We start from the raw sequence: 12987 nt of genomic DNA, 5'->3' as shown, positions 1-12987 counted from the left end.
CAAATGATTTGAGAATCTGCCCTACGATAATTTTTTGCGCATTTCATGTTCTTTTTTTCTTTGTAAGTTCTGATATGAAATTACGTGAACAAATTACGGCTAGTACTAATAAAGTAGAAGTCTATAATAAAAACACCCATAATGGTTTTTCAAAATGTAGTAGATATCACCATGATTTTATGGCAACTAAAAAAAGAAGGTTACCGCTTTTCACGCCAAGATTTAGAAACGCTAAGTCCTTATATGAAAAGACATATACAACGCTTTTGGGATTATGTGATTGATTTACAGAAGATCCCTCAACCAATAGAAGAAACGATCCCTCTATAAGCTCAATAGGTCATAGTTGGAAATAAAAGTAAGCCTGTGACCTATTTTTACACGTATCTCGGCTGTACCCCTATATTTTTCCAACCATGATGTAACAGACCATTCTGGAGACTTTGGCTGCAGCACTTTATTTTCTATACGTGCTGGATTTGCATGGTCTTTACTAGAGACAATGTAATCTAAATATTCTGCCGGAGCATCAGGGAAATTATACTTTGCAATACTATTTGTCTTTGCATCCCAAGTTGCAGTATGTCCTGCATAAGATGGTACAGCAGCATGTAATATTGTAAACATAGATGCATACTCTGAATGGATATTATTCTCAGCATTTATTTTATTCACATTCATGTCGCCACCAATTAACACATACTCGTTATTTGGTATATTTTTATTTTTAATAAAATCTTGAATTTCTTTTAATTGATATCTACGTATAGCTGCTGGTTCTCCTTTCACACACGTACTATCCTCAGCTTGTAAATGCGTCCCAATTATATGAATAAAGACATTGTTTTTTTTGATTTTTGTGTATACAAATCCCTTATTTGATAATTTATCCGACCCACATCCATCTTCGAATACATATTGAATCTTTTCAACAATTGGCCATTTACTTACAATAGCGACTCCTCCATCTTCTGGGGATAAAGATGAATAGTTTCCTAATGTTTGGTCCCATTCACTTCCGTCGCTACGACCTAATACCGCTGTTTGGTTTGGATATTCTTTCTTTAAATTCCCTAACAAACGATCTGATGCATCATTATCAAATACTTCATTCAATATAACAACATCTTGGTTCTTTATATAATTAGCAGATCCTATTAAATCTGCACGTTCCTCTTGTCCCCAGTTTGGATATACATTTGTTGATAACATGTATACATTATGTGCCATCACTTTTAATATATCATCTTGGTTTGTAGACACTTCTGCCTTAGCGGTGAATCCACTATATAAAGCTCCAAGGCTGATTCCAAAACTAAGTACTCCTTTTAAAAGTTTACTTTTCATAATTTATAACCTCCATTCTCTATATGGCGATAACCATGTTTTTAAGATAATAAACACGCAAAAATTAAGCATAAAAATACATTAATCCGGAAGAATACTAGAATCTCACACAATCTTTGGAAAATGATCATTAAAAGAGCACGAAAAAGTAAAAACAATTTAGTACACTTAAAGATTCGGAGAATAAAGTAACCAAATTAGTATGAGAAAAATTGTTATCTATAACATGTATAGATAAATTTCTGATTTAAACACGGCATATTTATGTTCTTATTCTCAATCAATATAGCTTACCAACTCTATAAATGTTAAAATTTTAAGATAATATATTTGAGTATCATTTGAGTTTATTGTTAAGTATTATTTAAAATAGGGCAATTTTAGTAATAATATGATTCATCAAATTCCTTTAATATCCGTTAAGCGTGTTTCCGTATGATATGTTTCATCAATGTTTAAAATGGATTTACCTTCAAATAACAGTGCATTTACAGGTTGTCCATTTTCAGGATTCCAAAATGTAGATGCCCACATGTGATAATTATTTGCAATATCATCAACAGTTTGTTCATCGGTTCTAGAAAATAGTTCATGCAAAGATACAGTTGTAGTTCTGAGTGTACCAGGGTCATTAGCTAATACATATGAGAATTGAACGGATCCTGTAAAGAAGCTACGACTTTTAATTTCATATGTAGCTGGTGTAGTGTAGACAGAAGAAACTAATTTACCTTTTGAATTAGGCGGTAATTTTGCGGATGCAGTCGAACTAAATGTTTTTGTAAATGTTTTTGAATCAGATGTTCCAGTTTGATTAGAATTGGTATATTCATATGCAACTTCTCCACCAACTTCTGCATCTTTAACAAGGAGATTCACTTTCGCTTTATAAGTGAATTTAACCCCTGCTTTATGGTTATGAGTAACAGAGTTTGTTAAAGTTGAAGTATTTGAGATTCCATGCTGGAACGTATGGGATTTTGTAAGTTCAGCAGAAGGATGTTCATTATATATATTCTTCTATTGATTGAACTAATTTTTCTGGTCCTTTTCCAATTAATTTAGATTGTATAGGATAATCTGGATCTACATATTTTTCTTCTACATCTAAAAATTTAACATCATTAATATGTACACCTACTTTGGAGGTTTCCCCCAATCCATTAACAAATCGTGCATAGCCTGGGATTGCTTTTCTAACAACTTGGTCTATATTTACAACTTGAGATTCCTGTGTTTGATAGCTAGATAATTTTTGTAATGAAGATTGTTCTGGAATGATTCCTGGTGAAGTATTGATTTGAGCATTTGCTGTATTCCCTGAAATGATACATAATGGCATACCTACTAATGCTGCTGTTAAAATTTTTCGTTTCATAAAATCCCTCTTTCTAAAATATTTAACTTATATATATAAGTATAGGTTGTGTTTAAGTTTGAAAACAAGACTATATTTATTCCGTATATATTGATATGATAGGCATGTCATCATTAAAAGTAGTTCATCTGATAAACTATTACCTCCATGAATAAAAACTACTTGACCAGTGATAAAACAAGACATGCGCCGCACTCCTGTTTTAGAAGGGAGCATTATTATTTTACTTTGAATCCAAAAGATTAAGTGGACAAATTCTCCGGAATAAGCCACACTTTATAAAAAATGAAACCTTGATATAAGAGCTCTACAAATAAAGGTCACCATACATGCCCATCAACTTAAGAGTAGAAATGAAATGCACTTTCGTTCATATGAATTAAAAAAGGCTTGAAATATTGTATGTCTTTAAAAATAAACATATCAAATAAGCCTCAATAGGCTTATTTTTTAAAATTATGCAGACTTCTTTTGTTCCCAAGCAATACTATACTCATAAATCTATGCCGTAATTTTCAAACAAACGTTTGATTCATCATTATTTACAAAAAACAGAAGGATTCGCTATAAATAGAGAACCCTTCTAATTGAATGCATCTTTAATTATTAGAATGTGTCTAGAAATTCGCCGTCCTCTTTTGGTATTTCAATACCTTTGCACCAGAATAAAACAATATGAATAACAAGAAAAATAATAAAACGAACAATTTTATTGGCATAGTCTGTTCGTAAAAAAATTAGATAGAATGAAATGCACTTCCTTTTAATCAGAAGTTAGTTTTTTAGGGGCCAGATGGTCCAACCGAACTAACTAATATGTAAACAAAGTATACCCTACATTTTAATTCCTTAAAATATGACGCACATCCGTAATATCTATATTGATAAACTTTGTAATATATCCTTAATTAGTAATAGCATATATTTTTACTGTAAATTTCTCTTTTGCACTGCTTGGGTTTGCGATATAGTATTTCGAATTTGGAGTTGCTGCAGTTCTGGAATCATTTGAAATATTGCTCCAACTAACACGATCTAGCCCTAGGGGAACATCTACCATAACATTGAAAGAAATGTTAGAAGAATTATCTTTTTCTGTGGGCTCGATAATCCATTTTAATCCCATTGTTCCTTTGGGTAAATTATTAATACTAAAGTTTTGACTGGATCGATTTTTCTCGCCAGATAATGGATTGGATTCAGAAGAAACTTGGGAAATCAGTACTTCTTTTTCAATGGAATATATCCCATTTAATCGAATGATACTATCAATTAAACCTGGACCTGGAAAATCTGCTGCGATGATACCAGCGTGTTTAATATCACCTTTTTGCATAATTTCAGTTCCAAGTATATTCGTCCCCCCATAAAAAACTTGTCCATCCAAATCTCTCGGGAAGTCTTTCCATTTACTTGCTGTATTTGTTTGAATTAACCATTGATTACTACCAGTATTTTTGTTTTCTTTTCCACTAGCAACAAACCAAGGATAAAACCCATTCCAAATTGCTAAACCACCAGTACCACTAAAATGATTGAGATAAATTTCCCCCTTGCTTTGTTCATCACTCGCATGAAAAAGATGATTTTTCACTGCATCCCATTTCGCATACATTCCATCTGGTCCGCCACTAACTTGATATTGATCTTGAATATCCAAAGACTCATATTGGATACCATAATTCTTAGAGGCTGTAAAGTTTTGTAATAATACGATTTTCCCTCGGATATCTCCTAGTTTGGGGTTGCTTTTTTCTGTAGTTGGCACAGTATTGGGGTCCCAAAAATAATCTTGATATCTTTTTATATAATTCTCTAATATTTCCTCAAATGATAGGGATCCCACAGCGGGATTCGTTTCTTCTTTTAATCGCATTAAAACCGTTTCTTTCGGATTTTCTTTTAAAAACTGAATGGTTTGTTTTACTACATCCTCAAAATTGGCATTTTGATAGATAATGCCATGATACATGTCAAAAGAGTTTTGTACACGTTTCACACGCATGTCTACATAACGAATACCAGAATGTAATTGCTGAGGTAAAGACATTGTTTGATTTATTGTCAAATCAGTTCCTTGTATAGCCATTGAGCCGTGAGTTCCTGGAATAGATATCTCACTTAATTTTTTTGTGTCATCTAATTTTGAAATCCATGATGGATTGAGATAGCCTATATCAGATTCGTAGGAATAACCTGGGTGCCTATCAGCAAATGCCGTAGAAGTTGTGCATAAACCTACTAATGTTAAACAAGTCAGAATGCTATGTTTTAGGATTTTTCTCATATTAAGTCCATTATCCATTCTATCTCTCCTTTATTTTAAATTTGATAATCTCATGTAACGAATATGATACTATACAGATTATTAAAACTATAAGAAGAACAGGAACATTCGAATAGTTTTAATAAGGGTTACATGCTTTGAGGTTTTGAAGGAATAATAGGTTTAATTGTATCCTTCACTGCGTCAAAGTACTCCTTTTTCCAAACAAAACAGAAGTCTTAAATAAGACTTCCATTTTGGTATATATAATCTATGAAATATTGTTGAATGAATTGAGAAATAGTACTTTTATACGCTAAAATTGAGATAAACTTATTTCTGAATTTTTCATAACAAAGTGGCTTATGAGCAATGCTCCTTTATAAGACCAAATAAAGCCTGTTTTCACATCCAGTAAGCTCCTAATTTAGAGGCTTACTTCTCATTAAAACTTAAACTAACTACAGTGGCAATAGATTGTGCTGCATGTTCCCAACTACCATCGATCACTTTTCCAATTTGCTGACCAATTGAGTTTAGATCATTTGGATTAACTGGAATTCCATTATATGCAGCAATAATTGATAAAAGTGGTGCTGCAAATGGTGTAAAACCACCTCTATCAATATGAAATTGAGGCGTACCAATTACTTCCCCGTCTTGTACTGTAAATTCATAGTAAACTTGATCATCTGGGCGAAAACTTAAATGATGAGAGATTTGTCCCTTCACATATTTTTTCCCGCCACCTAAATCGACTACTTCGATTGGTTTTACATTAAATTCATGCTCAAATACTTTAATTTTTTTGACTTCGGGACCATATAAAGCAGCATTCACAGCTGTTTGCAAATTACTCTGTGACAGTGGTTGAATACTCACTTGTGATTCTTGTTGTTGGATAGGATCTTTTGTTTCTGCAGCAAACGCCGATGTAGTAGGTAATGCGCCTGTAGCTAATGTGGCCACCATTGCTGCCGTTACTATCATTCTTTGTTTTTTCTTCATTACATTCATCCTCCTTTTCAATTATGTTATATACATGTATTATGATAGCTTCCTTCACATTATTTCTCAATTTTCAGATTAAACAACTAGTAATTGATTATATGCACTAATTTATTACGTAAGATTCTTATGCATTGACTTTAAACATTGTGAGATCATCGAAAGAATACTGTGATTGTGAGTAAAAAATAGAATAAAGGAATGGAATCGACACAATTTTTTTATGTTTCAGAAAATATTCTAAGTATTTTATATTTTTTTGTCATCATTGCTATTCTTTTTTTAAACACAAATAACCCAAAATAAAAAACTCCCTGATTTTTTCTACAAATGAGGGAGCAACGAGCTTATATAAAAGTTTATAATTAACTATCTTCATGTTCCTTATCTAAAAAACATTGAATGTTTCTTTAAGAATTTGATGGTATTGTTTCTCTGTTATTTCTTTTTTTGATATGGTCACTCCTATATATCCCCTCCATAATTTGTAGCATCAATGCAAGTAACTTGAGAAAGTTCAGAAGGGACATCTTTTAGTTCTGAAATATCATTATCAATATTAACCGTTATTTATTTTCCGATACTTTCTTTTGATTTAGAAAATAGGTTTATTTAATCATAATTAAGCACTATAGTAACACTTTTTGGTTCTATGTACCAAAAAGTGTTACTATAGTGGATTCTTCATGCGATTTTTTGTTAAGCAGTTAATAGACACGTAATAAGTATTGATAGAGACTATTCATGCTCATAAATAGGGAAACTCCCCCCAAAATGCGAGTTGTTATCATCGATTTAGTTGCGAAATTATTAAAATATGCTCGAATTTTGTTTATTCCCCCATTTCAAGGGGATGGATAGAAACACCCTTATTCTTCTTTCTGAAAGAAGTTAATACATTGGCTGAGTTAAATAACAGCCAATTGGAGGGTTTCGTGTTCATTGTATTTTAATATACTGAATGTGTAATGTCTTTAATATTAAATCTTAATTAAGTATTCATAATTATTTTTAAATATCTATTCTACACTGTGTGAGACTCACGCTAAGAACATTTTCAATCTTATTTTTTATATTTTTGAGAGGAACAATTATGAAACAATTTTTAAAAACAAAAAGTTCTCATGTGATAAACGACGTTGAATCCCCTCTTACAGAAAATCAAAAAACATTATGGCTAGCACATCAAATTAATGAAAAATCAGGCCTATATCATGAACCGCTTTCTATTCAAATCAAAGGAGCGTTAGACGTTCAACAATTACAAAAAGCGTTACAGTATATTATCAATATTAAAAATTATTTAAACTGTATATTAATACATTATAATGTGGAGGTTTTGAGATGCAGATGAACACAATTACTATAGAGGACATCTATCAGGAGATATTAGATGGAAAAAGAAATAGATTCCCACGAAATACTTGGAATTCAGATGAAAACAATGAAATGGCTAAAAGAGTAACAAGGTATTTAGTAAAAAATATTTTAAATTGGAACGAAGAAGAGATAAAACAGAATTGGAATAACTCATTAATTGCGAAGTATCGATTACGTGGCGTATTGAAGCATAAATATGACAATAGTCCATATGCGATGATTAATGATTTATATCCGAATCAATTTAAAGAATGGGAATTTAGAATGACGCCGTTAAATTTTTGGACGAAAGAAAAGGCCTTACAATTATTAAAATGGATCATTGAAGAAGAGGAGCAATTATCACCCCAAAAACTCTTGCAAATTTATGGACAAAAATGGTTGAATGAACGGAGACTAAGTGCACCTTTAAGGGTGCTCTGGGATGGAAGCCCATATGCGATGATTAATGATTTATATCCAAATCGATTCAAAGAATGGGAATTTACTAAGGCTCCTAATAAATTTTGGACGAAAGAAAAAGCGTTACAAGCACTGAAATGGACAATTGAAGAAAAAGAAAAATTAAATCCAGATCAGTTGAAGAATATATACGAAAATAAATGGTTAACTCAATCAGGATTGAGAGGAGCCTGTCAATTATATTGGAATGATAGTCCATATGCAATGATTAATGATTTATATCCGAATCAATTTAAAGAATGGGAATTTAAGATGACACCGAGCGGTTTTTGGACGAGAGAGAAAGCGCTAGTTGCATTACGGTGGACAATTGAAGAAAAAGAAAAGCTGACAGATAATCAATTATTACAACAATACACAATGAAGTGGTTAAAAAGGCATAGACTATGGACACCAGTAGCAAGATACTGGAATGGAAGCCCATACGCAATGATTAATGATTTATATCCAAATAAATATATAAGAGGTTCATTTAAAGGGTATATAAATAAACCTTAATATTATTAGACGTAATTTAATAGACATGAAAACTTGAATAGTAAAGTGTTGTTGCAAAGTGTCCTAAATGAGACTACATTTCAGAAAAAATTGTAAGGGGAAACACAAAAGAGATACTTTGAAGAAAGGCAGTTCAAGAAAGATATTATTTTAATCGCAGTGGGCTACTACTGTCTTTTTTCTTTAAGTTATCGTGATGCCTCTGAAATTTTAAAAGAACGTGGAATCTCAGTTCACCCACCAACTTTCATGCGCTAGGTTCAGGAATACGGAAATAAAATTTGCAACAACCAAACGTCGTTATTTCGACGTACAACAATTATTAATGATCGCATAAATCTATCTGCAATCACACCAATGTTTTATCTGTTAGAAAGCTTTGCAACAGAACCATCCATGTTATCTTGGTTCTTATTTTCATTTACATTAGGCTTTGTCTCATATAGATTGTTTAATACACGATTATACTCGTTTCTTGTAATTTTTTTATTATACAACTGAATTAATAAATCTTTATGCTCTTTTGAAAAGGCCATTTTATCAAAAAATTTAGGATACATAGTACCATTCCCTCCGTTTCATGTGGGGTTTTCTATTATAACTTAGAAGTAGAAAAATCCATATCTAAATAAAATAGGTACGGATTTTCCATTTCCCTAAAATTTTATATATTAATCATACCAAATAAAAAGCCATCACCGAAGTAAAAGCTTTCAAGGGGATGGAGACATATCTCGAAAATGAAGTTTCGAGATAGCCAGCCAGGGGTACAGAAACCTCATTGTTTAAATCGTGATTCCATTATCTTTCTAATTGGTATTTATATCGGAGTTTATCTTTCGGAAGATATGTTATCTCTTCATGTCAAAAAAATTTTCTTTGTTGTATAAAATTTATATAACAAAAGAAAAAAATTAATAAAACGGACAATTGCAACTCGTATCATTAATTATTAAACCATCCTCTTATCTGTCACACTGATTTATAGCCAAGAAATTTTAAACAAATATTTGTTTAATTTCCCCATACCTTATTTCTTCATCTTATAAATAAAAAGGTAAAAAAATCTATTTGCATATATTTAAGAATTATAGTTAGTTATAACGTTAAAATCATTTTATTATAGTTAATTAATTCTGAATGTTATTATATATTTTTCTGTAAGAATCCTATATTCTTCTCTATTTATATATGTCTATATTCTATATAATTTATTGTGATACCAACATTGATTTAAAACGTTCTATATAAGATCAATAAATGGGATTTCTAGAGAAAAGGTGGAATTTTATTTTTTAATTCACATAATTTTCAAACATCAAAACTCTTGATGTTAATATTTGTTATATAATGGAATCAAGCCGTAATCAATATGGTTTCCCCGTTATGAATAATGAGATAATTTATGTGTCCCGTGTATTCGCTTTAAAACAAAAAGAACTTGTAGTGATTTCTACAAGTTCTTTTTGTTTTTCTTATTTCATTAGAAAAAAGGCCTTTAAATATAGCAGAAATAATAATGAAGTGTTTATTTCTTGTTTGCTAATTAAAATATATGATTCAACAGTAAAAAAATAAGGTGCATTTGATTTAGTATTTATCAAACAAATTTTTTCATAAAATATTTATTTCTGATATTATAAAAATAGGTAATATATTCTAAGAGTATAATCCTAAATCATAAATATTCAGGAGGTATAAAAATGGTTAAATGTACAGCTCCAGTAAGAGGACATAGTTCAGCAAGTGCTGCAGCAAATTGCCCAGCATGTAGAGGACGTTCTCGTGGTAATTATTACAGTTCTAATACTTATTTCCCGTCTTATTCTTCAGTTTCAGAAAATACGGGGAGAAGTAACTCAATCCGCAATGGAAGTGCGGCTCGTAATTCTAAAGCGCGTTGGTCAAAGTCTACTTCCACAGTACTCTATACTTCAGCGGAAATTAGAAGTCTTACGCCAATTCGTGATAAAGTAGAAGAAATAACTGTTACTCAACCAGATTTAAGAGATGTTTTTTTATGTCATGCCTGGGATGATAGAAAAGAGTCTGCTAAAGACTTACATGATTTACTTGAGACTTTAGGTGTATCAGTATGGTTTAGCGAAAAAGATGTCTTACTTGGTCAACCATTATTACGAGCTATTGATAAGGGGTTGGTAAATTCAAAGGTCGGAATTGTACTAGTGACTCCTGCTTTCCTGAACCGTCTTTCGAATGAAGGTGTTGCGGATAAAGAGTTGTCTGTATTACTTGCTACAGATCGTCTAATCCCAATCGTTCATGGTACAACTTATGATGCTTTGAGAGAAGTAAGTCCCTTATTAGCGTCTAGAAGCGGATTAGATACATCTGAAGAATCACTCGGAGATGTAGCTGCTAAACTAGCTGAATTAGTAAATCTCTAAATCTGTATAAAATATACTTCAAACAAAGCATGTTTTTTAGCTATTGGTATTTTGAAAGTATCATTTTTATTTAGTCTAACTATGTGTTACTAGTGTAGTGGGGTTAAGTCTTTACATATCCAATTTAAAATAACGTTCCCGAATGAAAGTTTGTGGGTTTTGTAGTGGGACATTGTTGATATGCGATTATTATGATGTTGGAGGATACCTAGTTTAGGTAAAGGTGAAGCTATTATTACCGGCAATGCTATGAAAGTTCCTGTATTTGTTAAGGTTAATAAAGAAATGGATATTCGTCCAAGTAGTGATGATGTAAATCTAACGGATTTATGGAAAACTGTAGAGGTATCTCAAGAGATTAGAGAGTTGATATTCGAATTATTGATATAGAAAAATATTTAGTTGAAAAAATTGCAGAACGTTGCAAAAAATTACGCTTAGATTTGGGTATTCCAATGGAGAAGATTAGTGATAGATCTGCTGTAAGTCGAATTGAAAATATGAAGATTCCTAAAAGCGGGAATTTTATTACTGAAACAGTCGTTATGGATTATGTTAATCTTTTTGATAAATCTCTTGAAGAAATTATTTTCGGAGGATGGGCAAATGCCCAAGTACCCTTTTAATGTATACTGCCCCCTTCATAAATCGTAAAAGGATTTTTTATTCAACACACGAGTTTTATAAAAGATACAAAATGTTAAACTCGTAAGAACCAGTGATATCATGCGTTTTTCTATGGTATTACTGGTTTTTTTCGCCATAAAATGAAAAGAAAAAGATTGTTAGTTTAACAAAATATAGTTATAGTTAAATTAAGTTTTACATATTATAGGTAACAGCATCGAATTAGGAGGTCGTGTTTTATGGCGAAAGGAGGACGAAAACCTGGAGCAAAAGAGCCGATTCGTTCATTAGAAAAAATTGAACAAATGAAAGATTGGTTACTACAAAATTCCTCATATCGAAATTACTTTTTATTTTACTTTGGAATTAATACAGGTTTACGTATCAGTGACATTTTACGATTACGTGTAAAAGATGTTCGTGGAAAAGATGTCATGAAAATTAAAATGGAAAAAACAGATACAACGGTAGAAGTGTATTTTAATTCAGTCTTACAACAAGAAATCGCGAAATACACAAGTAATCGTGCTGATTCTGATTGGCTTTTTCCAAGTCGTCAAGGAAATAAACCCATTACAAGACAAATGGCACATACTTTCTTGCATAAGGCGGCCGAGACTTGCGGTATTGATTCAGAACAATGGGGAACACATAGTATGAGAAAAACGTTTGGATATCACTATTACCAAAGAAAGAAGGACGTCTACTATTTAATGAAACTATTTGGCCATGCGACACAAGGGCAAACGTTACAATATATAGGTGTAGAAGCCGATGAGATTCGAAAGACAATGGAAGACTTTACGTTGTAAGAACGAAAGGAGGATATTGTTTGTGGTGGATCATGTGATTAATTTTTTGCTAAATGCTTTACCAAAGAAAAAATTCACTTGTGAGATGTGTCAATTTGTTTTTCCGTTGCCAAGAGGGGACGTAAGAGATTGTAAAAAGAAAAATGATGGTCCTTATTGTCCGAAATGTGGGAATAAGCATGGAGGACGGAAAGAGAAAAGTTATAAGACGGTATTTGTAAATTAAGTAATAGAGAATGGAGGGAGTAAGGATGAAATTCAAAGGAATTATAAGTAGTTTTTTAACGGTAGGGTTGTTATTTACAGGATGTTCAGCAATTCAAAACTCAAATCCTGCAAAACAAACAAGTGGATCACAAGATATCGCACAAGTTATAGAATTTCCATCAAATAAGTATCCAGAAACCGCGGCACATATTAAAGATGCGATTGCAAATGGCAAGACAGATATTTGTACAATTGATCGGGATGGAGCGGCTGAAAGAAGAAAACAGTCTTTAGCAGATGTTCCAACGAAAAAAGGATATGATCGGGATGAATACCCTATGGCTATGTGTAGGGAAGGCGGTAAAGGTGCTGATATAAGGCATATAAAACCAGCTGATAATCGTGGTGCTGGTTCGTACATTGGGAATAAAGTGGAGAAATTACCGGACGGTGCAAAAGTGAAAATCGTTGTGAAATAAAGGAGATAGAGCTATGACAATTATAAAACAGTCTTATATTGGGGAAAAAGTCCCCTTACTAGTCTTAATTGAATGGTAAGGGGACTCGTTTTTTATATTTCCTAAAAGGTTTCTT

Annotated in this window: 13 protein-coding genes and 3 pseudogenes; 11 read left to right on the top strand and 5 right to left on the bottom strand. The window is 32.0% G+C overall.

The window, feature by feature from the left end; all coding sequences use genetic code 11:
* Positions 1–68: 68 nt before the first annotated feature.
* Positions 69–330, top strand: a pseudogene (locus tag MHH27_RS31010) (Tn3 family transposase); the annotation flags it as partial.
* On the opposite strand, the gene sph reads toward MHH27_RS31010, so the two are convergent.
* The 4 genes and pseudogenes from sph to MHH27_RS30985 all read right to left on the bottom strand — a co-directional run bounded on the left by sph (position 325) and on the right by MHH27_RS30985 (position 5999).
* Positions 325–1347 (bottom strand): sphingomyelin phosphodiesterase, encoded by a 1023-nt coding sequence (gene sph / locus MHH27_RS31005; RefSeq protein ID WP_340945760.1) that lies wholly within the window; start codon positions 1345–1347, stop codon positions 325–327. The pseudogene MHH27_RS31010 and the gene sph overlap by 6 nt on opposite strands.
* Positions 1348–1746: 399 nt before the next feature.
* A pseudogene (locus MHH27_RS32155) lies at positions 1747–2725 on the bottom strand (hypothetical protein).
* Positions 2726–3629: 904 nt separating this feature from the next.
* Positions 3630–5030, bottom strand: coding sequence for a phosphatidylinositol-specific phospholipase C (locus MHH27_RS30990; RefSeq protein ID WP_340945752.1), 1401 nt, complete (start codon positions 5028–5030; stop codon positions 3630–3632).
* A gap of 396 nt (positions 5031–5426) precedes the next feature.
* Positions 5427–5999, bottom strand: a complete 573-nt coding sequence (locus MHH27_RS30985) for a methyltransferase (protein WP_322218206.1) — start codon at positions 5997–5999, stop codon at positions 5427–5429.
* A gap of 1093 nt (positions 6000–7092) precedes the next feature.
* Here MHH27_RS30985 and MHH27_RS30980 point away from each other — a divergent pair.
* The 3 genes and pseudogenes from MHH27_RS30980 to MHH27_RS30970 all read left to right on the top strand — a co-directional run.
* Positions 7093–7353, top strand: a complete 261-nt coding sequence (locus MHH27_RS30980; protein WP_340945748.1) for a condensation domain-containing protein — start codon at positions 7093–7095, stop codon at positions 7351–7353.
* Positions 7344–8339, top strand: coding sequence for a DUF4046 domain-containing protein (locus tag MHH27_RS30975; RefSeq protein WP_340945745.1), 996 nt, complete (start codon positions 7344–7346; stop codon positions 8337–8339). The genes MHH27_RS30980 and MHH27_RS30975 overlap by 10 nt, the downstream gene beginning before the upstream one ends.
* Positions 8340–8483: 144 nt before the next feature.
* Positions 8484–8594 (top strand): annotated as a pseudogene (locus MHH27_RS30970) (IS6 family transposase); the annotation flags it as partial.
* A 107-nt stretch (positions 8595–8701) separates the two neighbouring features.
* Here MHH27_RS30970 and MHH27_RS30965 read toward each other — a convergent pair.
* On the bottom strand, positions 8702–8899 hold the full coding sequence (locus tag MHH27_RS30965; protein ID WP_322218197.1) for a hypothetical protein: 198 nt from the start codon (positions 8897–8899) through the stop codon (positions 8702–8704).
* A gap of 180 nt (positions 8900–9079) precedes the next feature.
* On the opposite strand from MHH27_RS30965, the gene MHH27_RS30960 reads away from it, so the two are divergent.
* The 7 genes from MHH27_RS30960 (at position 9080) to MHH27_RS30930 (ending at position 12872) form a co-directional block, all read left to right on the top strand.
* The gene (locus MHH27_RS30960) at positions 9080–9229 is read left to right on the top strand and encodes a hypothetical protein (RefSeq protein ID WP_340945741.1); all 150 of its coding nucleotides are present in this window, start codon (positions 9080–9082) and stop codon (positions 9227–9229) included.
* An 813-nt stretch (positions 9230–10042) separates the two neighbouring features.
* Entirely contained in the window at positions 10043–10747 is a 705-nt protein-coding gene (locus MHH27_RS30955) for a toll/interleukin-1 receptor domain-containing protein (RefSeq protein ID WP_340945738.1), read from the top strand.
* Positions 10748–10996: 249 nt separating this feature from the next.
* A complete protein-coding gene (locus MHH27_RS30950) occupies positions 10997–11137 on the top strand; it encodes a hypothetical protein (RefSeq protein WP_340945736.1) in 141 nt (46 codons plus the stop codon).
* 65 nt (positions 11138–11202) lie between these two features.
* Positions 11203–11373 carry a hypothetical protein gene (locus tag MHH27_RS30945; RefSeq protein WP_340945734.1) on the top strand — a complete coding sequence of 57 codons (171 nt, stop codon included), beginning with the start codon at positions 11203–11205 and terminating at the stop codon, positions 11371–11373.
* Positions 11374–11613: 240 nt separating this feature from the next.
* Positions 11614–12186: a tyrosine-type recombinase/integrase gene (locus MHH27_RS30940; RefSeq protein ID WP_340945732.1), complete on the top strand. Its 573-nt coding sequence runs from the start codon at positions 11614–11616 to the stop codon at positions 12184–12186.
* A 22-nt stretch (positions 12187–12208) separates the two neighbouring features.
* Positions 12209–12412 carry a hypothetical protein gene (locus tag MHH27_RS30935; protein ID WP_098685825.1) on the top strand — a complete coding sequence of 68 codons (204 nt, stop codon included), beginning with the start codon at positions 12209–12211 and terminating at the stop codon, positions 12410–12412.
* A 25-nt stretch (positions 12413–12437) separates the two neighbouring features.
* Positions 12438–12872, top strand: a complete 435-nt coding sequence (locus MHH27_RS30930; protein WP_098280270.1) for a NucA/NucB deoxyribonuclease domain-containing protein — start codon at positions 12438–12440, stop codon at positions 12870–12872.
* The last annotated feature ends 115 nt before the right edge of the window (positions 12873–12987 follow it).

This window comes from Bacillus sp. FSL L8-0152 (assembly GCF_038006365.1).
Lineage (GTDB): Bacteria > Bacillota > Bacilli > Bacillales > Bacillaceae_G > Bacillus_A > Bacillus_A cereus.
Note: the sequence above shows the minus strand (reverse complement) of the source record. Positions and strands in the feature narration are given on the sequence as shown.

Excerpts from the sequence above, each read along its gene's own strand:
- MHH27_RS30975 (WP_340945745.1), top strand. The coding sequence starts at position 7,344 with ATGCAGATGAACACAATTACTATAGAGGACATCTATCAGGAGATATTA.
- MHH27_RS30965 (WP_322218197.1), bottom strand. The coding sequence starts at position 8,899 with ATGTATCCTAAATTTTTTGATAAAATGGCCTTTTCAAAAGAGCATAAA.
- MHH27_RS30950 (WP_340945736.1), top strand. The coding sequence starts at position 10,997 with ATGAAAGTTCCTGTATTTGTTAAGGTTAATAAAGAAATGGATATTCGT.
- MHH27_RS30960 (WP_340945741.1), top strand. The coding sequence starts at position 9,080 with ATGAAGTTTCGAGATAGCCAGCCAGGGGTACAGAAACCTCATTGTTTA.
- MHH27_RS30980 (WP_340945748.1), top strand. The coding sequence starts at position 7,093 with ATGAAACAATTTTTAAAAACAAAAAGTTCTCATGTGATAAACGACGTT.
- MHH27_RS30985 (WP_322218206.1), bottom strand. The coding sequence starts at position 5,999 with ATGAAGAAAAAACAAAGAATGATAGTAACGGCAGCAATGGTGGCCACA.
- sph (WP_340945760.1), bottom strand. The coding sequence starts at position 1,347 with ATGAAAAGTAAACTTTTAAAAGGAGTACTTAGTTTTGGAATCAGCCTT.
- MHH27_RS30945 (WP_340945734.1), top strand. The coding sequence starts at position 11,203 with ATGGAGAAGATTAGTGATAGATCTGCTGTAAGTCGAATTGAAAATATG.
- MHH27_RS30940 (WP_340945732.1), top strand. The coding sequence starts at position 11,614 with ATGGCGAAAGGAGGACGAAAACCTGGAGCAAAAGAGCCGATTCGTTCA.
- MHH27_RS30990 (WP_340945752.1), bottom strand. The coding sequence starts at position 5,030 with ATGGATAATGGACTTAATATGAGAAAAATCCTAAAACATAGCATTCTG.
- MHH27_RS30930 (WP_098280270.1), top strand. The coding sequence starts at position 12,438 with ATGAAATTCAAAGGAATTATAAGTAGTTTTTTAACGGTAGGGTTGTTA.
- MHH27_RS30955 (WP_340945738.1), top strand. The coding sequence starts at position 10,043 with ATGGTTAAATGTACAGCTCCAGTAAGAGGACATAGTTCAGCAAGTGCT.